Below are 21,493 nucleotides of genomic sequence, written 5' to 3' on the forward strand. Positions count from 1 at the left end.
GCGAGGTTTCCGCAGCGCATCGTCGCGACAAGGGCGACGTGTCGCCGACGCACGGTAGCGTTGAACAGGTGAGCACTGACGAGCCGACCCGCGACGACGAGCATGGCGAGCTCGAAACGGTCGATTTCCGCTTCATCGTCGACGCAGGCGCAGGCAGCGGCATTCGACGAGACGACTGCAGCTCTCCGCGACATCGAGGAACTCCCGCTCGCCGAGCGCGCGCCCGGATACCAGGCGCTCGCCGACCGGCTTCGCATCGAGCTCGAGCAGTCCGACCCGTCGCGACCGTCCGACCCGTCGCGTCACACCGGCTGAGACATGGTCGATCAGCGACTCGACGCCGCCCTCGCCGCTCGCGGACTCGCACGCTCCCGCACCCACGCTGCTTCGCTCATCGACGCCGGGCTCGTGACGGTCGACGGCCGGCCCGCCGTGAAGGCGGCGCTGAGGGTGAGCGACGATGCGAGACTCGAGGTCGCGACATCCGATCACTATGTCAGCCGGGCCGCGCACAAGCTCATCGCTGCGCTCGACGGATTCGACGTGTCGCCCGCCGGCCGCGTGGTGCTCGACGCGGGCGCCTCGACCGGCGGATTCAGCCAGGTGCTGCTCGAGCGCGGTGCGCGCACCGTGCTCGCGGTCGACGTCGGTCATGGCCAGCTTGCTCCTGAGCTGCACGATGCGCCGGGCCTCGTGCTCGTCGAAGGCTGCAACGTGCGCAATCTCGATGCCGCTTCGCTCGCCGAGCTCACCGGGGTCGCAGAGCAGCCCACGCTCGTGACGGCCGACCTGTCGTTCATCTCACTGACGACGGTGTTGCCCGCGTTGCGGGCGACCGCGGCTCCGGCATCCGATTTCGTGCTGCTCGTGAAACCCCAGTTCGAAGTGGGTCGCGGGGGAGTCCGGGAAGGCGTGGTGCGCGACGCGGCGCTGCGTTCCGAGGCGATCGCGAACGTGCTGTGGGCGGCGTTCGACCTGGGCCTCGGCACGGTCGGAATCTTGTCCTCCCCAATCGCGGGCGCCCACGGCAATCGTGAGTACCTCGTGCATCTCAGCGCCGACGAGGGTGTGAATCCGACAGAATGGATGCGTCGGGTGGAGCAGCTGGCAGGAGGAATGAACGCGTGAATGACGCACGGCACTTCCTCGTGGTCTCCCACACCGGCCGTCAGGCAGCGCTCGAAGCCACGGGTGAGGTGTGCACGCAGCTCCTCGCGGCCGGCGCCGTGCCGGTCATCGCAGCCGAGCACTGGGAAGACGTGCACTCGTTCGTGCCCGAGCTGAACGGCGCCGTGAAGCGGTTCGAAGAGATCGATCCCGCCGTCATCGAACTCGTCATCGTACTCGGCGGCGACGGCACGATCCTTCGCGGCGCGGAATTGATGCGCGATTACCCGGTGGCGCTGCTCGGAGTGAACCTCGGCCACGTCGGCTTCCTCGCCGAGAGCGAGCGCGACGACCTCGGCTATACAGTCGCCAGGGCGCTCGCACGTGACTACACGGTCGAAGAGCGGATGACGCTCTCGGTGCGGGCCAAGGTCGGAAACGAGGTGGTCTACGAGAGCTGGGCGCTCAACGAGGTGACCGTCGAGAAGGCCGAACGCGAGCGCATGCTCGAGGTGGTGATCGAGGTCGACCGCCGGCCGCTCTCCACCTTCGGGTGCGACGGCGTGGTCATGTCGACACCCACGGGCTCCACGGCGTATTCGTTCTCCGCGGGCGGCCCCGTCGTGTGGCCGAGCCTCGAAGCGCTCCTCCTCGTGCCGCTGAGCGCGCACGCACTGTTCGCTCGACCCCTCGTCGTCGGCCCCGAATCCTCGCTCGCCGTCGAGATCCTGCAGCGCACCGAGGCCTCCGCCGTGATCTGGTGCGACGGCCGGCGCTCGTTCAACCTGCCGCCCGGAGCACGGGTCATCGTGCGCAAGTCGCCCGTGCCCGTGCGACTTGCTCGGCTCCACGAAGCGCCGTTCACCGATCGGCTCGTGAACAAGTTCCAGCTCCCGGTGACCGGATGGCGAGGACCGGTGGGCCGTGATTGAAGGCTGTGATGATTGAGGAACTCGGCATCCGCGATCTTGGGGTGATCGCGGAGGCGACCCTGCCACTCGGGCCCGGATTCACCGCCGTCACGGGTGAGACCGGCGCCGGCAAGACGATGGTCGTCACCGCGCTCGGCCTGTTGCTCGGCTCCAGGGCCGACGCGGGTGCGGTGCGCTCCGGCGCGAAGCAGGCCTGGGTCGAGGGACGCTGGCTCGTCTCCGACGACGGGGCGATCGCCGAGCGCGTCGCCGAAACCGGCGGCGAGATCGAAGCCGGCGAGCTCCTGCTCGGCCGGTCGGTCTCAGCCGAGGGACGCAGCCGCGCAGTCGTCGGCGGCCGCAGTGCACCCATCGGGGTGCTCGGCGAACTGGGTGATCAGCTCGTCGTCGTCCACGGCCAAGCCGACCAGCAGCGTCTCCGATCGGCGGTGGCGCAGCGCGAGGCGCTCGATCGTTTCGCCGGACCCCAACTCCAGGTCGCCCTCGACGAGTACCGAGCCGTCTTCACCAAGTGGAGAACCGATGCCGCCGAGCTCGTCAGGCTCCGCGAGGCCCACGACGCCCGAGCCCGCGAGGCCGACGAACTCCGCGCGGCGCTCGACGAGGTCGAAGCGGCCGACCCGCAACCCGGCGAAGACGCCGAACTGCAGGAGCGCGCCGATCGGCTCTCGAATCTCGAAGACCTCCGCTTGGCGGCGGTGCAAGCGCGCACCCTGATCTCGGCCGACGAGCTGATCGACGACGCTCCCGACGCGGTGGCGCTCATCGACGGCGCACGCCGTCACCTCGAGCGCGTCGTCGCCCACGACGCCGCGCTCGCACCGATCGCCGAGGCCCTGACGAGCGCCGGCTTCCTCCTGGCCGACGCCGCCGTCGAGCTCTCGGGCTACCTCACCGGACTCGACGCCGACGGCGCGCGAGAGCTCGAGATCGTGCAGGAGCGGCGCGCGGTGCTCGGCGGCCTCATCCGGCGGCATGGCGGCACGCTCGACGAGGTGCTCGAGTTCCGGAGCGCGGGCGGGCTGCGCCTGCTCGAGCTCGAGGGCGACGACGAGCGCATCGCCGAGCTCGAGGCATCCGTCGTCGAACTCGAGGCCGAGGTCGATCGGCGCGCGAGCCGGCTCACCGAGCTGCGCACTGCAGCTGCCAGCACGCTCGCTGCGGCGGTCACCGCCGAACTGGGCGCCCTTGCGATGCCCGACGCGTCGCTCTCCGTCACGGTCGAGCCGACGCTCGAGCCGGCAGCACACGGCCGCGACCACGTGGCGATCCTGCTCAGCCCCCATCCCGGCGCAGAGCCGAGGCCCGTCTCGCGCGGAGCATCCGGAGGCGAGCTCTCCCGCGTCATGCTCGCGATCGAGGTCGTCATCGGCGGCACTGATCCCGTGCCCACGTTCGTCTTCGACGAGGTCGACGCCGGCGTCGGCGGCGCTGCCGCGATCGAGATCGGGCGGCGCCTCGCCCGACTCGCCGAGCGATCACAGGTGATCGTCGTGACGCATCTCGCCCAGGTCGCGGCATTCGCCACGAACCACTTGAGCGTCGTGAAGGGCACCGACGGGCGGGTCACGTCGTCGAGCGTGCGGCAGCTCGGCGGCGCCGAGCGCGAGGCGGAGATGGCAAGGCTGCTTTCGGGGCTCGCCGACTCGGCGAGCGGACTCGCGCACGCCCGGGAACTCTTGGAGATCGCCGCCGTTCGCGTGGCATGAGATGTGCGGCCGAGCGCCGCTCGAACACGGGGTCGGGAGTCGATCCCGAGCAGACAGGGGGAGCGAGTGGGGCATGTCGTGCGGAACGATCGAGAACGTCGGTTAGACTATAAGCCCGTGGTGGATCAACGCGGCAGAGACAATTCGAACGACACGACCAAGCACATCTTTGTGACGGGTGGTGTCGTTTCTTCGTTGGGCAAGGGTCTCACGGCCGCAAGCCTGGGCAATCTCCTGACGGCCCGCGGATTGCGGGTCGTCATGCAGAAACTCGACCCGTATCTCAACGTCGATCCGGGCACGATGAACCCGTTCCAGCACGGCGAGGTCTTCGTGACCGACGACGGCGCCGAGACCGACCTCGACATCGGGCACTACGAGCGCTTCCTCGACATCAACCTCAGCCAGGCGGCGAACGTCACCACCGGCCAGATCTACTCGACCGTGATCGCCAAGGAGCGCCGCGGCGAATACCTCGGCGACACCGTGCAGGTCATTCCGCACATCACCGACGAGATCAAGCGCCGCATGCGCCTGCAGGCCGCCGAGACGCCGAAGCCCGACGTCATCATCACCGAGATCGGCGGCACCGTCGGTGACATCGAATCGCAGCCGTTCATCGAGTCGGCCCGCCAGGTGCGCCATGAGCTCGGCCGCAAGAACGTGTTCTTCGTGCACGTCTCGCTCGTACCCTACATGGGTGCGTCGGGCGAGCAGAAGACGAAGCCCACCCAGCACTCCGTCGCAGCGCTCCGCTCGATCGGCATCCAGCCCGACGCACTCGTGCTCCGCAGCGACCGTCCGGTGACCGAGGCGAACAAGCGGAAGATCGCGCTCATGTGCGACGTCGACGAGGCCGCCGTCGTGAACGCCGTCGACGTGGCGAGCATCTACGACATCCCCACGATGCTCCACGAGCAGGGACTCGACGCCTACATCATCGAGTCGCTCGGACTCGAGGCCGACGACGTCGACTGGTCGGGGTGGCGCGATCTGCTCCGCGTCGTGCACGAGCCGAAGCACGAGGTCACGATCGGCCTCGTGGGCAAGTACATCGACCTGCCCGACGCCTACCTCTCGGTCACCGAGGCGTTGCGTGCCGGCGGTTTCGCGAACGACACCAAGGTCAACCTCGAGTGGATCCCCTCCGACGAGTGCCAGACGCCCGAGGGCGCCCAGAAGCACCTCGCCCACCTCGACGGCATCTGCGTGCCCGGCGGGTTCGGCGTGCGCGGCATCGAGGGCAAGCTCGGCGCATTGCGCTTCGCCCGTGAGAACGGCCTTCCGGCGCTCGGCCTCTGCCTCGGCCTGCAGTGCATGGTCATCGAGTACTCCCGCAACGTCGTCGGACTCCCCGGCGCCTCGTCGAGCGAGTTCGACCCCGACACCCAGTTCCCGGTGATCGCGACGATGGAGGAGCAGGTCGAGATCATCGCGGGTGGAGACCTCGGCGGCACCATGCGCCTCGGGCTGTACCCGGCGAAGCTCACCGAGGGCTCCCTCGCCGCCGAGCTCTACGGCTCATCGGAGGTCTCCGAGCGCCACCGCCACCGCTACGAGGTCAACAACTCCTTCCGCGACCGCATCGCCGAAGCGGGCCTCGAGTTCTCGGGCATGTCACCCGACCGGCACCTCGTCGAGTTCGTCGAGCTGCCCCGCGACGTGCACCCGTTCTACGTCGGCACGCAGGCCCATCCCGAGCTCCGCAGCCGGCCGAACGACGCGCACCCGCTCTTCCGCGGACTCGTCGGCGCGGCGCTCGAGCGTCAGCGTGCGAGCCTCCTGTTCGATGTCAACCGTGGCTGAACCGCTCGCCGACGAGCCGGTCGACGTGCCCCTGCTCGGCAGCGAGCGGGTGTTCGACGGGCGCGTCTGGGACGTCCGCCGTGACGCGTTCGAGCTCGGCGGCGCACGCATCGAGCGCGAGTACGTCGATCACCCCGGCGCCGTCGCGGTGCTCGCGCTCGACGACGACGACCGCGCGTTCCTGATCAAGCAGTACCGGCATCCGGTGCGCACTCGCGAATGGGAGATCCCCGCGGGGCTGCTCGACGTGCACGGGGAGGATCCGCTCGCCGCGGCGAAGCGCGAGCTCGCCGAGGAGGCCGACCTCGAGGCATCCGAGTGGGCCGTGCTCGTCGACTTCTTCACCTCGCCAGGCGGCAGCGACGAGGCGATCCGCATCTACCTCGCACGCGGACTCACCGCGACCGCCGACGTCTTCGCCCGCGAAGACGAGGAGGCCGACATGGAGATCCGCTGGGTGCCGCTCGACGAGTGCGTCGATGCCGTGCTCTCGCGCCGCCTGCAGAACCCCTCGCTCGCGATCGGGGTGCTCGCCGCGCACACCGCGCGAACCCGTGCATGGCAGAGCCTCGGGCCCGCGGATGCCGCGTGGCCGGGCCGATCGACCCCGCGGCGGGAGCCCGCAGCGCCATGACCCCGGCGACGCCGGTCGACGAGTACCTGCGGCACCTCGCCGTGGAACGCGGCCTCGCGCGCAACACCATCACCTCGTACCGGCGCGACCTCGCGATCTACGCCGAGTGGCTGCTCGCCCGCGGCCTCGACGGCCCGGGCGCCGCGACCGAGCAGGACCTCGCCGACTTCGTGCGCTTCCTCGGGTCCGAGCGAGTGCCGCCGCTCGCGACGTCGTCGATCGCGCGAGTGCTCTCGGCCGTGCGGGGCCTGCACCGCTTCCTCACCGAAGAGGGAACGATCCCCACCGATGTCTCGCGCGACCTGCGCCCACCGAAGCTGCCCATGCGGCTGCCCAAGGCGATCCCGATCGAAGACGTCGAGGCGCTCATCGCCGCGGCCGGCGGCGAGGAGGTCGCGGAGCTGCGCGACACCGCCCTGCTCGAGCTGCTCTACGCCACCGGCGCACGCGTCTCCGAAGCCGTGTCCCTGAACGTCGACGACCTCGTGGACGACGAGGTGATCCGCCTCTTCGGCAAGGGCGGCAAGCAACGCATCGTGCCCCTCGGCAGCTACGCCCGGCGCGCCGTCGACGCGTACCTCGTGCGGGCGCGCCCGCTGCTCTCGATGCGCGGCACCTCCACGCCCGCGCTCTTCCTCGGGCTTCGCGGGAGGCGGATGTCGCGACAGTCCGCCTGGTCGTCGATCCACCGCGCCGCCGAGCGGGCCGGGCTCGCGGCATCCGTCTCCCCGCACACCCTGCGGCACTCGTTCGCGACGCATCTGCTCGAAGGCGGAGCCGATGTGCGCGTCGTGCAGGAGCTGCTCGGCCACTCATCGGTGGCGACCACGCAGATCTACACGCTCGTCACAGCTGACACACTCCGGGAGATGTACACCGCGGCCCACCCCCGCGCTCGCTAGAATCGACCAAGCACACGCCCGACAGGAGAGAAGACGACACGTGACGTACCAGACGCACGATCCAGCGGACGGAATCGCTTCGCTGGAGCCGGAGCTCGGTCCCACGGGTCGCACCCACCGCGATTTCCCCGAGCCCGCGCCGCTCACGTCGCACGGGCCCGCTCGCATCATCGCCCTCTGCAACCAGAAGGGCGGCGTCGGCAAGACGACGACGACCATCAACCTCGGCGCCACGCTCGCCGAGGCCGGCCGCCGGGTGCTCGCGGTCGACTTCGACCCGCAGGGCGCGCTCTCGGCGGGGCTCGGCGTGCCGACGCACGACGTACCCACGATCTACGACCTGCTGCTGTCGCGAAAGTTCGAACCGGCTGACGCGATCCAGCAGACCGGCACCGCGAACCTCGACGTGATCCCGGCGAACATCGATCTCTCGGCCGCCGAGGTGCATCTCGTCAACGAGGTCGCCCGAGAGCAGATCCTCGCGGGGGTGCTGCGCCGTGTCGCCGCCGACTACGACGTCATCCTCATCGACTGCCAGCCCTCGCTCGGCCTGCTCACCGTCAACGCGCTCACCGCGAGCCACGGCGTCGTCATTCCGCTCGAGTGCGAGTACTTCGCCCTGCGCGGCGTGGCGCTGCTCATCGAGACCATCGACAAGGTGCGCGACCGGCTGAACCCCGCGATCGAGCTCGACGGCATCCTCGCGACGATGTACGACGCACGCACGCTGCACTCGCGCGAGGTGCTCGAGCGGGTCGTCGACGCCTTCGGCGAGCAAGTGCTCGAGACCGTTATCACGCGCACCGTGAAGTTCCCCGATGCCACGGTCGCCGCGACCCCCATCACCGAGTTCGCCCCCGAGCACCAAGCGTCGAAGGCGTACCGGCAGCTCGCCAGGGAGCTGGTCTTCCGTGGCGCGGTCGCCTGAGGCGGCTTCGGCTTCCGAGGAACGCGTGCCCGGCGCGACGGGGACCGGAGAAGATGGCGCGGCCGAGGCATCCGACGCGGGATTCCGGGTCGCCCTCTCGAACTTCGAGGGCCCGTTCGACCTGTTGCTCTCGCTCATCGCGAAGCATGAGCTCGACATCACCGAGGTCTCGCTCTCGGCGGTGACCGACGAGTTCATCTCCTACCTGCGCGGTGTCGACTCCGAGGAGGAGCTCGACCGTGCGTCGGAGTTCCTCGTGGTCGCGGCGACCCTGCTCGACCTGAAGGTCGCCGGGCTGCTGCCGCAAGGCGAACTCGTCGACGCCGAAGACGTCGCACTCCTCGAGGCCCGCGACCTGCTCTTCGCCCGCCTGCTCCAGTACCGCGCCTTCAAGGAGGTGGCGCGCTGGTTCTCCACGCACCTCGAAGCCGAGTCGTCGCGGCATCCCCGCAACGTGCGGCTCGAGGAACAGTTCCGCCAGCGTTCGCCCGAGCTCGTCTGGACGCTCAGCGCCGAGGACTTCGCAGCCTTGGCCACCCTCGCGCTCACGCCGAGGGAGATCCCCGTCGTCGGGCTCGACCACTTGCACGCGCCGCTCGTGTCGATCCGCGAGCAAGCGGCCCATGTCGTGTCGATCCTGCGGCGCGGCGACCCCGTGACCTTCCGGGAGCTCATCGCGGGGGTCGGCCAGCCTGGCGTGGTCGTGGCGCGGTTCCTCGCGGTGCTCGAGCTCTACCGTCACGCGGCCATCGGTTTCGAGCAGATCGAGCCGCTCGGCGAGCTGACCCTGCGGTGGGCTGCAGAGACCTGGACTGATGACAACCTCGAAAGCCTTGGAGCGGATTATGACGAGTGAGACGGATGCCGCGACCGATGTCGATGGCGTGCGCGGTGTCGCCGAGAGCGACGGACCCGAGCTCTCCATCTCGACGCCGCTCGACGTGCCGGGCCAGCCGCAGCTCGACCTCGATCGGGCGCTCGAGGCGATCCTGTTCATCGCCGACGAGCCGCAGAGCGTCGTGCACCTCGCGGCGGCCGTCGCGCGTCCCGTGGCGGAGGTGCGCGCCGCGATCGCGCGGCTTCGTGCCGACTACGACGGCATGGGGACGTCAGGGGAGCCGCGCACCGACGTCGCCGCCGAAGAGGCGATGGCTCGCGGCATCCGTCGCGGCTTCGAACTTCGCGAGGTGGGCGGCGGATGGCGCTTCTACGTGCGCGGCGAGTACGACGCGCTCGTCGCCGAGTTCGTGCTCACCCAATCGTCGACGCGACTCTCGCAAGCAGCGCTCGAGACCCTCTCGGTGATCGCCTACAAGCAGCCCATCTCGCGGTCGTCGATCGCCTCGATCCGCGCCGTGAACGTCGACTCCGTCGTGCGCACCCTGCTCGGTCGCGGCCTCGTCACCGAGGTGTCGAGCGACCCCGAGACGGGCGCGATCCTCTACGGCACCACCGAACTGCTGCTCACCAACCTCGGCATCAACTCGCTCGACGAGCTGCCGCACATCTCGCCGTTGCTCGACGACGGCCAGGAAGGATTCGATCTTGACTGACGCACCCGACAAGGGCACCAGCCCGGGCGCCGACGCACCCGAGGGCGTACGCCTGCAGAAGGTGCTCGCCGCCGCGGGAGTCGCCTCACGCCGCGTCTCCGAAGAGCTCATCGTCGCCGGGCGCGTGCAGGTGAACGGCCGCATCGTCACCGAGCTCGGCAACCGCATCGACCCGACCACCGACCTCGTCGCCGTCGACGGAGTGGCCGTGCAGCTCGACGCGGCGAAGCGCTACTACATGCTCAACAAGCCGCGCGGCGTCGTCTCGACGATGCGCGACGAACAGGGCCGTCCCGACCTCACGCAATTCACCGCCGACCTCGAGGACCGCGTGTTCAACGTTGGCCGCCTCGACGCCGAGACGAGCGGCCTGCTCATCCTCACGAACGACGGCGAGCTCGCGCACGTGCTCGCCCATCCCTCGTTCGGCGTCTCGAAGACCTACATCGCCAAGGTGCGGGGCCGGGTGACGCCCCAGGTCGTACAGCAGCTGAAGAACGGCATCGAGCTCGACGACGGATTCATCAAGGCCGACCGCGCGCGCATCCTGCAGCAGCAGGGCGACGACCGGCACTCGATGGTCGAACTCACGCTGCACTCGGGCCGCAATCGCATCGTGCGGCGCATGCTCGACGCCGTGGGGCACCCGGTCGTCGATCTGGTGCGACGCAGCTTCGGGCCGCTCAATCTCGGAACGTTGAAATCGGGCGCCATGCGCGAGTTGACTAAAGTGGAACTCGGCCAGCTGCTCACCATCTCTCGCGCCGCGGACGCTGGCCAGAAGGGCAGCGACGGCTCGGGAGAAGGAGAGTCGTGGCCGAATCACGCCTGACCGGGCCGGTGCGCGTCGTCGGCGTCGGTCTGCTCGGTGCGAGCATCGGCTTGGGGCTCCGCGCCAAGGGCATCGACGTCATCCTCGCCGACGCGTCGCCCACGCATCTCGCGATCGCTGTCGATTATGGGGCCGGCCGCGCCGCCCTGCCCGGCGACCGGCCGCAGCTCGTGGTCGTGTGCGTGCCGCCCGACGTCACCGCTGACGTCGTCGCAGCCGAGCTCGAGGCATACCCTGAGGCGATCGTCACGGATGTCGCGAGCGTGAAGCTCGCCGTCTACGACGACCTCGCCGCGCGCGGCGCCGACCTCTCCCGCTACATCGGCACGCACCCGATGGCCGGCCGGGAACGCGGCGGGCCCATGTCGGGCCGCGCCGACCTCTTCGTCGGGCGGCCGTGGGTCGTCGCGGCGCACGGCGGCATGTCGTACCAAGACGGCTCGGCGATCGACGATCTCATCCTCGATCTCGGCGCCACGCTCGTCGAGCTCACGCCCGAGCAGCACGACCGGGCGGTCGCGCTCGTCTCGCACGTGCCGCAAGTGGTGTCGAGCCTTATGGCACGCCGCCTCATCGACGCGCCGCACTCCTCGGTGAACCTCGCAGGGCAGGGCCTCCGCGACATCACGCGCGTCGCGGCGAGCGATCCCGAGCTGTGGGTGCAGATCCTCGGGCAGAACGCGGCCCCCGTCGCCGACATCCTCCGCGGCTACCGCGACGACCTCGACCGCTTCATCGACGCGCTCGACAACATGGACGCCCCTGGCGCGCGCCGCCGCATCGCCGAGGAGCTCTTCGGCGGCAACACGGGCGTCGAGCGGCTGCCGGGCAAGCACGGTGTCGATCACCGCTACGCGAGCCTCATCGTCATGGTGGAAGACCGCCCCGGGCAGCTCGCTCGCCTCTTCAACGATGTCGGCGACGCCGGCGCGAATATCGAGGACTTGCGCCTCGAGCACTCGCCGGGCGCTCAGGTCGGCCTCGCCGAGATCTCCGTGCTTCCCGAGGTGCTCGAGCGCCTCACCGATGAGCTGGCCGCACGCGGCTGGCGGATTGCAGGTTGAACGTGTCACCCGTCATCCCGTTCGTGGTCGCCGTCGACGGCCCCGCCGGAAGCGGCAAGTCGAGCATCTCGAAGGAGGTCGCGCGCCGGCTCGGGTTCGGCTTCCTCGACACGGGGGCCGCATATCGCGCGCTCGCGTGGCATGCGTTGGCCATCGGGGCCGATACGGATGACGCGGCATCCGTCATCTCATCGCTCTCGAGCTTCCACTACCGCATCGGAACCGACCCGGCCGGCTACGCCGTGCACGTCGGCGACGTCGACGTGACGGAGGCGATCCGCGACCCCGCCATCTCGGCGGTCGTGAGCCGTGTGGCGCGCGTGCCCGAGGTGCGGGCGCACCTTATCGAGCTCTTCCGGGCCAGCATGGCGACAACGTCGAAGCCCGGCATCGTGGTGGAGGGACGGGACATCACGACGGTCGTCGCCCCCGATGCGCCCGTGCGGATTCTCCTTACCGCGTCGGAGGCGGTTAGAATAGCGAGGCGCTCCGCTGAGCTCGTCGGTCCATCGGCCGATGCCGCGGGGGAGCAGCTGCGCAGGCGCGATCAGGCCGACTCGAAGGTCGTCGACTTCATGACCGCCGCCGAGGGAGTGACCACCGTCGATTCGACGGATCTCGACTTCGACCAGACCGTCGAGGCCGTGATCGGCGTCATCCGCACCGCGCAGCCGCAGATGGTCGAGTAGCCCACCGCAGGTGGCGGCCGAGCGCATCCAGACTTCAGAGGAGACACCATGACCGACCAGAGCGAAGAATTCGACGCTCCCGACGACGACCTCGCCGAGCGGCTCGCAGACGTCGATGAGGGACTCGCCGAACAGCGCGCCGCAGCGCTCCGCTCCGGCCTTGCCGACTACGAGCTCGACGAAGACGACCTCGACGTGCTCGAGATCTCCGAGGAGGGTGAGGAGGGCATCCGCTACCTCCCCGCGCTGCCGGTCATCGCGATCGTCGGTCGCCCGAACGTGGGCAAGTCGGCGCTCGTGAACCGCATCCTCGGTCGCCGCGAGGCCGTGGTCGAAGACACCCCCGGCGTCACGCGCGACCGCGTGGCCTACAAGGGCGAGTGGCTCGACCGGCGCTTCACGCTCGTCGACACCGGCGGCTGGGAGCCTGACGCGAAGGGCATCGACGCATCCGTCGCGGCCCAGGCCGAGGTCGCGATCGACCTCGCCGACGTCGTGCTCTTCGTCGTCGATGCCACCGTCGGCGCGACGTCCACCGACGAGCACGTCGTGCGGCTGCTGCGCAAGACCAAGCGCCCCGTGTTCCTGCTCGCGAACAAGGTCGACGACGCCCGCCAGGAGTCCGAGGCCGCAGCGCTCTGGAACCTCGGTCTCGGTGAGCCGTACCCGGTCTCCGCACTGCACGGCCGCGGCGTGGCCGACATGCTCGAGGCCGTCTTCAAGGTGCTGCCCCAGGTCTCGGCGATTGCGAAAGACGAATTCGGCGGCCCGCGCCGCGTCGCGATCCTCGGCCGCCCGAACGTGGGCAAGTCGAGCCTGCTCAACAAGGCCGCCGGCGAAGAGCGCGTCGTCGTGAACGAGCTCGCGGGCACCACTCGCGACCCCGTCGACGAGCAGATCGAGCTCGGCGGCAAGATCTGGCGCTTCGTCGACACCGCCGGCATCCGTCGTCGCGTGCACCTGCAGCAGGGCGCCGACTTCTACGCATCGCTTCGCACCCAGGCGGCCCTCGAGAAGGCCGAGGTGGCCGTCGTGCTGCTCGACGTCTCGCAGCCGCTCTCCGAGCAGGACGTGCGCATCATCGACCTGGTGCTCGAGTCGGGCCGCGCACTCGTGCTCGCGTTCAACAAGTGGGATCTCCTCGACGACGACCGTCGCCGCTACCTCGAACGCGAGATCGAGCAAGACCTGCACCACGTGGCGTGGGCGCCGCGCGTGAACATCTCGGCGCGCACCGGCCGCCACCTCGAGAAGCTCGTGCCCGCGCTCGAGCTCGCCCTCGAATCGTGGGACACCCGCATCGCGACCGGCAAGTTCAACGCGTTCCTCACCGAGCTCACGCAAGAGCACCCGCACCCCGTACGCGGCGGCAAGCAGCCCCGCATCCTGTTCGGCACGCAGGCCGCGAGCCGTCCGCCGACATTCGTGCTGTTCACGACCGGCTTCCTCGACCCGGGTTACCGTCGCTTCCATCATGCGCCGCTTGCGCGAGATCTACGGCTTCCAGGGATCGCCGATCGTCATCAACATGCGCGTGCGCGAACGTCGCCAGCGGTAGCAGGAGGCACGGATGCCGCGAGCTCGCGCCGCACGAACGCGTTCTCGCGGCATCTACGTCGAGGTGCTCGTGCGCGCCGATGTCGAGACACTGTGGCAGCTCACGCAGGATCCTGAGCAGCACGCCCGCTGGGACCTGCGCTTCTCGAAGATCGTGCCAGAGGCTCCGCTCGAGCGCGGCGGGTATCGCTTCCGGTACGAGCGTTCGCTCGGGGTGCACACGATCCGCGGCACAGGCACCTCCATCGGCGAACGTCACCACCTCGACGGGTCGAGTACGTCGGCGCTGCGGTTCGACACCGACGATCGGATGTCGCCGCTCCGCGACGGCCGCGGCTACTGGCGATACGTGCCGACAGCCGAGGGTGTGCGCTTCATCACCGGCTACGACTACACACCCGGGTTCGGGCGCCTCGCCGACCGCCTCATCCGTCCGCTCGTTCGATGGATGACGGCGTGGAGCTTCGATCGCCTGCGGATCTGGGCGGAGACGGGCGTCGAGCCCGACCGCTGGCCCGCGGCATCCGTGCTCGCCATCTGGAACCGCGAACGGCCACGAGCTTCGCGGTGCACGACAGAACCGCCCGCGCAGGGCGCCTTCGCGCACGAACCCGAATCACTTGCGACCTTGGAGGCACCGTGACCGAGGCAGCCGATCGAGCGGTCACGACCGTCGGCGCGGTCTTCCCACGTGCTCTCGGCGATGAATTCGCGCGGCTGCATCCGATGATGCAGCGCCGATTCGGCGTCTCGATCGACGGCGGGTATGCCTGCGTCGGGCGCGGCGTGATGACGAGCGTTCGCCGCGGGCCGTGGTGGACAGTGCCGTTCCTGCAGTTCGGGCGCCTGCGGAACATCCTGATTCCGGATGTCGGCCACGACGTGCCGTTCACGATCGAGAACCACGCGTACCTCGACCCGTTCGGGCGCGAGACGATCACGTTCGTGCGGGAGTACCGGATCCCCGGCCGGCGCCGTGCGAGCCGGTTCGACGCGACGATGGTCGTCGACCCGGCGCGTGGCACGGTCGTCGACTACCTCGGCACCCACCAGCACCTCGCCGTCGATCTGGCCTTCGAGGTGGAGGCCGATGGGTCGCTCTTGCTTCGATCAGGACAGCAGCGGTTCCGCGAGGGCGCTCTCGACTTCCGCTTCCCGATGCTGGGCTCGGGGTACGCCGAGTTGCGCGAGCGTTTCGATGACGAGGCCGGCGTCTACCGGGTGCGGCTCGAAGTGCGGAATCGGGTGTTCGGATTCCTCTTCGGCTACGAAGGGTGGTTCGAGTGCGAGTTCCCCGACGCAACAGAGGTGCCGCAGCGCCTGCTGCCGAAACGGCACGAACCGAGGTATTGAGCCGCTGAACGGGCGGTCAAGGCGTTGCGGCTCGGATGCCGCGGCGTAGCGTGAAGCCATGACCGGCACACGTGACCGACGAGACCGCGACCAGCGCGTGCGCATCACGCATCCCGAGAAGCAGCTGTTCGAGACCGGCTTCACGAAGGGCGACCTGGCAGGCTACTACCGGACGGTCGCCGACGTCATCCTCCCGCAACTCGCCGATCGGCCCGTGACGCGCATCCGTTTTCCCGATGGCGTCGGCGGCATGCGCTTCTTCGAGAAGAACACGCCGAAGTACGCGCCGGCATGGCTGCGACGGATGCCGCTCACGGCCAACCCGGGATCGTCGAGGCCCGCGAAGACCGTCACCTATCCGTTCATCGACGACGTCGCCGGGCTCGAGTGGATGTCGAACCAAGCGGCGATCGAATTGCATACGCCGCAGTGGCGGGTGGGTCCGCGTGGCGGCATCCGCAATCCCGACCGGCTCGTGATCGACCTGGACCCGGGGGAGGGCGCCGATATCGGCGACTGCGCGGCGGCCGCGCATGTCATTCGTGCGCGGCTCGCTGAGGAGGCGCTCGAGACGTGGCCCGTGACGAGCGGCAGCAAGGGGATCCACCTCTATGCGGCACTCGACGGACGGAAGACAGCGCGGGCCGTGCACGCGAGCGTCGGGAAGATCGCGCGGGAGCTCGCGGCTGAGCATCCGGAGCTCGTCGCGGACGTCGGCAAGGAGAAGCGGGTCGGCAAGGTGTTCCTCGACTGGAGCCAGAATCATCCGGCGCGGTCGACGGCCACACCGTACACGCTCCGCGGGAGGGCGGCGCCGCACGTCGCCGCGCCGCGTGAGTGGGACGAGCTCGTGTCAGATGTCACGCAGCTCGGGCCCGACGAGGTGCTGCGCCGCCTCGAGCACGACGGCGACCTCATGGAGCGTCACGGCTTCAGGCGCGCGAGCTGACCAACGGTATTCGGCTGCGGCATCGCCGGTTGCGGGTTCAAGACCCCCGTTACTCACCGACGACCAGTTGCATGATCGCCCGATCAGCCTTCGGGCGGGCGACCTCGGTGAAGCCGGCGCTCTCGAACATCGACACGGTGCCCGGGAAGAGCTCGTTGGCCGGCGTCTTGCTGCGCGCGTTCGGATCGACGGCGTAGCCCTCGACGATGCGTGCGCCGTTCGCAGCCGCGAACTCGACCGCGGCGACGGCGAGCGCCTGCCCGACGCCGCGCTTGCGGTGGGCGCGCGGCACGACGAAGCACGACACCGACCAGATCGAGTCGTCGCCGAAGTCGGGGTTCGGCGTGCCACCCGCGACGATGCGGGTGCGCGGGAGGCGTATGAGGTGCGAGCGGGGCTCGACTGCGCACCAGCCCACCGGGGTCTCACCGTCGTAGGCGAGGAGACCAGGACCGGCACCGGCCTCATGCAGTTGCGCCTCGAGCCGCCCGCGAAGCCGCTCGTCGCCGACCGAGCTCCAATCGCTGCCGGGGATCTTGTACCACTGGCACCAGCAGTGCGCCGGGTCGCCTTTGGTGCCGAAGACGGCTTCGACATCGCCGAACGGCGCCTCGTTCGCGGGAACGATGCGGAAGCCGGCGGTGGTCGCGGTGTCGCTCGCCACGTGTTGCATGATGTCCACGGTAGCTGCGGCATCCGACATCCGTCGACCCGGTTGCGTGACCGTCGATTCCGCCATATCGGGCGGAATGGTGGCGCTGAGCGGATGCCTCGGGCGTAGCGTGTGGTCATGGCCGCACCGACGACGCACTCGGCCGCGCAGGTGACGCAACCGGACGCCGGAAGCGCCGTCGTCACGGCGCTCCGGGCGATCGGCGAACGGCTCGACGCCCTCGAGCCGGCTGCGCTCGCCGACGAGCCCGACGCCGTGCACCAGCTGCGGACGCACGTGCGCCGCCTTCGCAACGTGCTCGCCGCCTACGCGCCGCTGTTCGATGCGTCGGTCGCCCGGGCGGTGCGCCAGACGTATGAGGAGTTCGGGAAGGAGCTCGGCACGGTGCGCGATATCGAGGTGCGAGTGCAGGTCGCCGAGCGGGAGCTGCGCGAGGCATCGGAGGCATCGGAGGCATCGGAGGCATCGGAGGCATCCGAGGCATCGGAGGTCGCACTCAATGCGACCGATGTCGCGCCCGACGGGATCGAGGCCGTGCGGGCACGGCTCATCGACGCCGAGCTCGAGGCGCATCGGCTCGCGCACGCGCGATTCGCGGCACGGCAGCGGATGCCGCGTGCAGCCGCCCGTCGCGTGGAGCTCGCCGTGTTCCTCGCGGCGCCGCCGCTCACCCCGCTCGCCGCGGAACCCGCCACCGGAGTGCTCGGCGACCTCGTCGAACGGGAGGCTCGCCGTGCTCTGCGCCGTGCAACCCGGGTCACCCCATCAGCCGACCGGGAGCAATTGCACGGCGTGCGGAAGGCGGGCCGGCGCCTGCGGTACGCCGCCGAGGCCCTCACGGAGGAGCCGGTCGCGTTGTTCGACGAGCGGGTGCTCGCACTCGCCACCGCGGGCGAACAGCTGCATGACCTGCTCGGCGACCACCGCGACGAGGTGTTGTTCGCTGAGCAGGTGCGCCGATCGGCGGCGCACGCCGTGCATGACAGGGAATCCGTCGATGCGCTCGCGCGACTCGCGGAGGCAGCCGAACGGCGGGCCGTCGATCGGCTCGGCAGGCTCGACGAGGTGGTGCACGACCTGCGCCGGGCCGAAGAAGAGTGGGCGTCTCGCTGACATTGGGTCGAAACCGCGTTCTCCCCGATACTGGTGCGATGTCCTTCGCGCCGATCCCCGCCACCGTCCGTCAACGGGCCCTCGACTGGTACGGCGACCGGGGCCGGGACTGGGTCGACGCACTCCCCGCCACCGTCACCGGCCTCGCCGCGGCTTGGGACGTGCACCCCGCCGGAGACCCCTTCACCGGCGGCACGACCGCCTATGTGCTGCCGCTCGACCGGGCCGACGGCACCCCGGCCGTACTCAAGGTCGATCTGAGCGACGAGGAGAACCGATCCGAGCCGACCGCCCTGCGCGCCTACGACGGCGACGGCGCGGTGCGCCTCTTCGAATACGACCCCGACTCCGGCGCGATGCTCCTCGAACGCGCCCGACCAGGCACCGCACTGCTCGACCACGAATTCCCCGGCCTGAGCGAACAACACGCCGCACGGGAGCGCTTCGCGATCGCCTGCGATCTCTTCCGCCGACTCTGGCGCACTCCGGTCCCCGCCGCCGACTACCCGGAACCCCCAAAGGCTGTCGATCTCCTCAAGGGCTGGGCCGAGCACTTCGACACGGCCGCAGGACGATCGCCCGACGTGGCGAACGAACTCGCGCTCGGCGTGGACCTGTGCGACGCGCTGGCCGACGCCGACGCCGACGCCGACGCCGACGAGATCGGGATCGCCAACCGCGACAACCACTTGAGCAATGTCGTCACGGCCGTACGCGAGCCCTGGCTGCTGATCGACCCCAAACCGGTGCTGGCCGAACGCGCCTTCGACGGCGGGTACTTCCTGTTCAAGCAACAGTTCCACGGCCCGATTGGCGGCACCGAGCTGCTGCACGCCGTGGCCGACGGGCTCGGCGCGGACCTCGAACGCGTGCGGGCCTGGGCCATGCTGACGACGGTCGCGCAGATCGCCGACGCCGGTAGCGCCGCCGATCGCGAGGCGTACACCGGCGTGCTCCGCGCCGTCGAGCGCGCTTGAGTCGCCCGGTTCCACGAGGCCTGAACGTGCTGCCCGATCAGCCCTGCGGCTCGCAGATGACGATCGGGATCTCCCGGCTCGTGCGGTGCTGGTAGATCGCATATCCCCGATAGGCGGCAACGACCCTCGGCCACAGCTCGGCGCGTTCCTCGGCGTCGGCGGTCCTCGCGATCATCGGCCGCCGCGACCCGTGCACCGTGAGCTCGACGAGCGGATCGGCCACGAGGTTGCGATACCACTCGGGGTGGCGATCGTCGCCGCCCTTCGACGCCACGAGCACGATCCGCTCGCCGTCGACCACCGGAGACGAGAGCACGACGGCCCGAGGCCGGCCGCTGCGCCTGCCGGTCGTCCTGAGCTCCACGATCGGCATGCCGACGATCCCGGCACCGAGATGCCAGCGGCTCAGCCGCAGGAGCACGCGGTGCGCGCGCGACAGGGAGCGGAACCAGAAGTCGGCGATGCGTCCACGACGAGTCATCCGGGATCTCCTGATCATGCGGCAGACTCGTCGCGAGTGTCGGCATCGGCTGCGATCCTCGCGATCCGCTTGAGCGCCGCCTCCTCCGAGGTCGAGCGGTCGCCGAGCATCGTGCGCACCGAGCGGAGCACTGCGCCCGTGGCAGCGACGGCGGGGAACGGCGCCGCCGACAGTCCGAGCAGTCGTCGCTGGTCGATCGAGAGGGACTGCACCGCGCCCGCGAACATGATGCGATAGGCCGGCAGCATGCCCCGAGCCAACGGCGGATTGCGGATGAAGCGCACGGTCCGATCGACGCGTTCGTCGCGCTTCAGCACGCCGGCGTCGGCGAAGGCGCCCAGGCGTGCACGGAGGTCGGCGGCGGTGCGCGGGGCATCCGTGACGCCGATGAGCTCACCGGCGATCGACCACTCGCGCACGTACGCGTCGGCGCCGCCCGGAATCTGGCCCTCCCACAACTCGTGGCAGGCCAGGAACGAGTCGGTGAAGGCCAGGTGCACCCACTCGATGAGCTCGGGGTCGCTCGCGCGATAGGGGCGGCGGATGCCGCGCGCGTCCGTGTACTCGCCCTGCACGCGCCGGTGCAGGCCTCGCACTCGCGCCGAAGCCCGCTCGGCGGTGGCGCGATCGCCGAAGGTCACCGTGACGAGCCAACGGATGGTGCCCGTGAGCCGCCCGAGTGGATCCTCCTCGTAACGTGACCAGTCGTGGATGCCGGCGAGGGCACCCGGGTGCATCGCCTGTACGAGGAGGGCGCGGATCCCCGCAACCATCGTGGCCATGCCGCCGTGCACCGCCCAAGCCGCCGAGCCCGGGCCGAAGTAGCCTGCGTCGTCGCCCTGCTCCAGCTCGTCCACCCAGGGCGGGCGCCCGTCGTCGGTGCCCGACAGGGTCTGCAGGAGATGCGATCGCCATCGATCCCGAACCGAGCTCATGGCCGGAGTAGACCACATGAGGCTGAATGCCGGTTGGAAGACGGCAGTCGCAGAGCGCAGCCCGCGTCGCCACGAATCGTGAAGTGAGGTAACGATGTAGTACCATCATGATATTGCGACCCCGATCACCGTGCTCGACCGGCTCCTCGAGATCAGCGAGCTCTTCCAGAAGGACATGGCTCGCGCCTTCGACGGCACGCCGCTCACCGCCGCACGCATCCGCTTGCTCTGGGAGCTCCAGCACAGCGGACCGTCGACGCAGCACGCGCTCGCCACGAGCCTCGGCGTGAGCCCGCGCAACATCACCGGACTCGTCGATGCGCTCGAGGCCGGAGGGTACGTCACCCGGTCGCCGCACCCGAGCGACCGGCGGGCGACGATCGTCTCGCTCGCGGCATCCGCTCAAGAGATGATGCGCGAGATGCAGCGCGAGCATGCCGAGCTCTCCGCCACCCTGCTCGACGCGGTCGACGCCGCCGATCGTGCGGCCCTCGAGCGGGGCGTCGACGCCATCGCGGGGCGGCTGCGCGAACTCATCGCCGCCGACGAGGCGCGCCGGGCAGACCGGATCGAGGTCGGGGCATGAGCGTCGAGACGCAGACTCGGCACGACGCATCCTTCGGCCTTCGCACGTGGAGATTCCTCAAGCGGGCGCTGCTGCTCGAGCTCAGCATCTACGCGAACATCGGCCGGTTCATCGCGCGCCGACCGGCGATCCCGCGCGGTGCCGTGGGCTTCAGCTACCACAAGCCGGTGCTCACCGTGCTCATCATCTTCATCGCGCTCTCGGCGTTCGAGCTCCCGATCGTCGACCTCATCGTGCATCGGTGGCCCGCCGTGCGCATCGCGTTCCTCATCCTCGGCATCTGGGGCGTCACCTGGATGTTCGGCCTGCTCTGCGCCTACCTGCTGCGACCGCACACGGTCGGCCCCGATGGAATCCGCGTGCGGCAGGGCCTCGAGATCGACGTCGCACTCAGCTGGGACGACATCGCCTCGGTCGCGCGCAACAAGCGAGTCGACGAGCCGAAGTCACCGAGATTCGAGGAGACGGATGCCTCGCGCATCCTCGTCTTCCGCATGCAAGACGAGACCGACATCGAGATCGAACTCGAACGCCCCATCGTCGTACGGCTGCCCGGCGGGGGAGCGAAGGGCGGCGAGCAGACGATCACGGGCGTGCGCATCTGGGTCGACGACCCGCGCGGGTTCGTGGACGAGGTGCGAAAGCACCTCTGACGACAGCGCGCCGGTCGCGCGACCCCTCAGGGTCGGCGACCGGCGCAGCTGGCGTAGTAG

Annotated in this window: 23 protein-coding genes and 1 pseudogene; 21 read left to right on the forward strand and 3 right to left on the reverse strand. The window is 69.8% G+C overall.

Features of this window, described 5'->3' with window-relative positions; genetic code table 11:
• The first annotated feature begins 102 nt into the window (after window positions 1–102).
• From QFZ29_RS06325 to ligD, 17 genes and pseudogenes are all read left to right on the forward strand, one after another.
• Window positions 103–315, forward strand: coding sequence for a hypothetical protein (locus QFZ29_RS06325; protein ID WP_306893352.1), 213 nt, complete (start codon window positions 103–105; stop codon window positions 313–315).
• A gap of 3 nt (window positions 316–318) precedes the next feature.
• Window positions 319–1,128, forward strand: coding sequence for a TlyA family RNA methyltransferase (locus tag QFZ29_RS06330; RefSeq protein WP_306893353.1), 810 nt, complete (start codon window positions 319–321; stop codon window positions 1,126–1,128).
• Window positions 1,125–2,039 (forward strand): NAD kinase, encoded by a 915-nt coding sequence (locus tag QFZ29_RS06335; protein ID WP_373426186.1) that lies wholly within the window; start codon window positions 1,125–1,127, stop codon window positions 2,037–2,039. The genes QFZ29_RS06330 and QFZ29_RS06335 overlap by 4 nt, the downstream gene beginning before the upstream one ends.
• Before the next feature lie 8 nt (window positions 2,040–2,047).
• Window positions 2,048–3,748, forward strand: a complete 1,701-nt coding sequence (gene recN, locus QFZ29_RS06340; protein WP_306893355.1) for a DNA repair protein RecN — start codon at window positions 2,048–2,050, stop codon at window positions 3,746–3,748.
• A gap of 120 nt (window positions 3,749–3,868) precedes the next feature.
• A complete protein-coding gene (locus tag QFZ29_RS06345; RefSeq protein WP_306896633.1) occupies window positions 3,869–5,554 on the forward strand; it encodes a CTP synthase in 1,686 nt (561 codons plus the stop codon).
• Window positions 5,538–6,188, forward strand: coding sequence for an NUDIX domain-containing protein (locus QFZ29_RS06350; protein WP_306893356.1), 651 nt, complete (start codon window positions 5,538–5,540; stop codon window positions 6,186–6,188). Before QFZ29_RS06345 ends, QFZ29_RS06350 begins: the two co-directional genes overlap by 17 nt.
• Window positions 6,185–7,090, forward strand: a complete 906-nt coding sequence (xerD, locus tag QFZ29_RS06355) for a site-specific tyrosine recombinase XerD (RefSeq protein ID WP_306896635.1) — start codon at window positions 6,185–6,187, stop codon at window positions 7,088–7,090. Before QFZ29_RS06350 ends, xerD begins: the two co-directional genes overlap by 4 nt.
• 40 nt (window positions 7,091–7,130) lie before the next feature.
• Window positions 7,131–8,018, forward strand: coding sequence for a ParA family protein (locus tag QFZ29_RS06360; RefSeq protein WP_306893357.1), 888 nt, complete (start codon window positions 7,131–7,133; stop codon window positions 8,016–8,018).
• Window positions 8,002–8,874 carry a segregation and condensation protein A gene (locus QFZ29_RS06365; protein WP_373426187.1) on the forward strand — a complete coding sequence of 291 codons (873 nt, stop codon included), beginning with the start codon at window positions 8,002–8,004 and terminating at the stop codon, window positions 8,872–8,874. The genes QFZ29_RS06360 and QFZ29_RS06365 overlap by 17 nt, the downstream gene beginning before the upstream one ends.
• Window positions 8,864–9,571: an SMC-Scp complex subunit ScpB gene (gene scpB, locus QFZ29_RS06370; RefSeq protein WP_306893359.1), complete on the forward strand. Its 708-nt coding sequence runs from the start codon at window positions 8,864–8,866 to the stop codon at window positions 9,569–9,571. The genes QFZ29_RS06365 and scpB overlap by 11 nt, the downstream gene beginning before the upstream one ends.
• Window positions 9,564–10,403 carry a pseudouridine synthase gene (locus QFZ29_RS06375; RefSeq protein WP_306893360.1) on the forward strand — a complete coding sequence of 280 codons (840 nt, stop codon included), beginning with the start codon at window positions 9,564–9,566 and terminating at the stop codon, window positions 10,401–10,403. The genes scpB and QFZ29_RS06375 overlap by 8 nt, the downstream gene beginning before the upstream one ends.
• Window positions 10,385–11,467: a prephenate dehydrogenase gene (locus QFZ29_RS06380; RefSeq protein ID WP_306893361.1), complete on the forward strand. Its 1,083-nt coding sequence runs from the start codon at window positions 10,385–10,387 to the stop codon at window positions 11,465–11,467. Before QFZ29_RS06375 ends, QFZ29_RS06380 begins: the two co-directional genes overlap by 19 nt.
• Window positions 11,464–12,156: a (d)CMP kinase gene (cmk, locus tag QFZ29_RS06385; protein ID WP_306893362.1), complete on the forward strand. Its 693-nt coding sequence runs from the start codon at window positions 11,464–11,466 to the stop codon at window positions 12,154–12,156. The genes QFZ29_RS06380 and cmk overlap by 4 nt, the downstream gene beginning before the upstream one ends.
• A 48-nt stretch (window positions 12,157–12,204) precedes the next feature.
• Window positions 12,205–13,714: pseudogene (gene der / locus QFZ29_RS06390) on the forward strand (ribosome biogenesis GTPase Der).
• A gap of 12 nt (window positions 13,715–13,726) precedes the next feature.
• On the forward strand, window positions 13,727–14,356 hold the full coding sequence (locus tag QFZ29_RS06395) for an SRPBCC family protein (RefSeq protein WP_306893363.1): 630 nt from the start codon (window positions 13,727–13,729) through the stop codon (window positions 14,354–14,356).
• Window positions 14,353–15,066, forward strand: a complete 714-nt coding sequence (locus tag QFZ29_RS06400; RefSeq protein ID WP_306893364.1) for a DUF4166 domain-containing protein — start codon at window positions 14,353–14,355, stop codon at window positions 15,064–15,066. Before QFZ29_RS06395 ends, QFZ29_RS06400 begins: the two co-directional genes overlap by 4 nt.
• 58 nt (window positions 15,067–15,124) lie before the next feature.
• A complete protein-coding gene (gene ligD / locus QFZ29_RS06405; RefSeq protein WP_306893365.1) occupies window positions 15,125–16,015 on the forward strand; it encodes a non-homologous end-joining DNA ligase in 891 nt (296 codons plus the stop codon).
• A gap of 49 nt (window positions 16,016–16,064) precedes the next feature.
• Here ligD and QFZ29_RS06410 read toward each other — a convergent pair whose 3' ends face one another.
• Window positions 16,065–16,754, reverse strand: coding sequence for a GNAT family N-acetyltransferase (locus QFZ29_RS06410; protein WP_306893366.1), 690 nt, complete (start codon window positions 16,752–16,754; stop codon window positions 16,065–16,067).
• A 51-nt stretch (window positions 16,755–16,805) separates the two neighbouring features.
• On the opposite strand from QFZ29_RS06410, the gene QFZ29_RS06415 reads away from it, so the two are divergent.
• A complete protein-coding gene (locus QFZ29_RS06415; RefSeq protein ID WP_306893367.1) occupies window positions 16,806–17,801 on the forward strand; it encodes a CHAD domain-containing protein in 996 nt (331 codons plus the stop codon).
• 38 nt (window positions 17,802–17,839) lie between these two features.
• Window positions 17,840–18,778, forward strand: coding sequence for an aminoglycoside phosphotransferase family protein (locus tag QFZ29_RS06420; protein ID WP_306893368.1), 939 nt, complete (start codon window positions 17,840–17,842; stop codon window positions 18,776–18,778).
• A gap of 37 nt (window positions 18,779–18,815) precedes the next feature.
• Here the strand turns inward: QFZ29_RS06420 and QFZ29_RS06425 are convergent, their stop codons facing one another.
• Both QFZ29_RS06425 and QFZ29_RS06430 read right to left on the reverse strand, forming a co-directional pair.
• Window positions 18,816–19,259: a nitroreductase family deazaflavin-dependent oxidoreductase gene (locus QFZ29_RS06425; RefSeq protein ID WP_306893369.1), complete on the reverse strand. Its 444-nt coding sequence runs from the start codon at window positions 19,257–19,259 to the stop codon at window positions 18,816–18,818.
• Window positions 19,260–19,273: 14 nt separating this feature from the next.
• Window positions 19,274–20,194 (reverse strand): oxygenase MpaB family protein, encoded by a 921-nt coding sequence (locus QFZ29_RS06430; RefSeq protein WP_306893370.1) that lies wholly within the window; start codon window positions 20,192–20,194, stop codon window positions 19,274–19,276.
• Window positions 20,195–20,324: 130 nt separating this feature from the next.
• Here QFZ29_RS06430 and QFZ29_RS06435 point away from each other — a divergent pair, with 130 nt between their 5' ends.
• Both QFZ29_RS06435 and QFZ29_RS06440 read left to right on the forward strand, forming a co-directional pair.
• Window positions 20,325–20,780, forward strand: coding sequence for a MarR family winged helix-turn-helix transcriptional regulator (locus tag QFZ29_RS06435; RefSeq protein WP_306893371.1), 456 nt, complete (start codon window positions 20,325–20,327; stop codon window positions 20,778–20,780).
• Window positions 20,777–21,433, forward strand: coding sequence for a hypothetical protein (locus QFZ29_RS06440; RefSeq protein ID WP_306893372.1), 657 nt, complete (start codon window positions 20,777–20,779; stop codon window positions 21,431–21,433). The genes QFZ29_RS06435 and QFZ29_RS06440 overlap by 4 nt, the downstream gene beginning before the upstream one ends.
• The last annotated feature ends 60 nt before the right edge of the window (window positions 21,434–21,493 follow it).

The organism is Agromyces albus (assembly GCF_030815405.1).
In the GTDB taxonomy this organism is placed as follows: Bacteria; Actinomycetota; Actinomycetes; order Actinomycetales; family Microbacteriaceae; genus Agromyces; species Agromyces albus_A.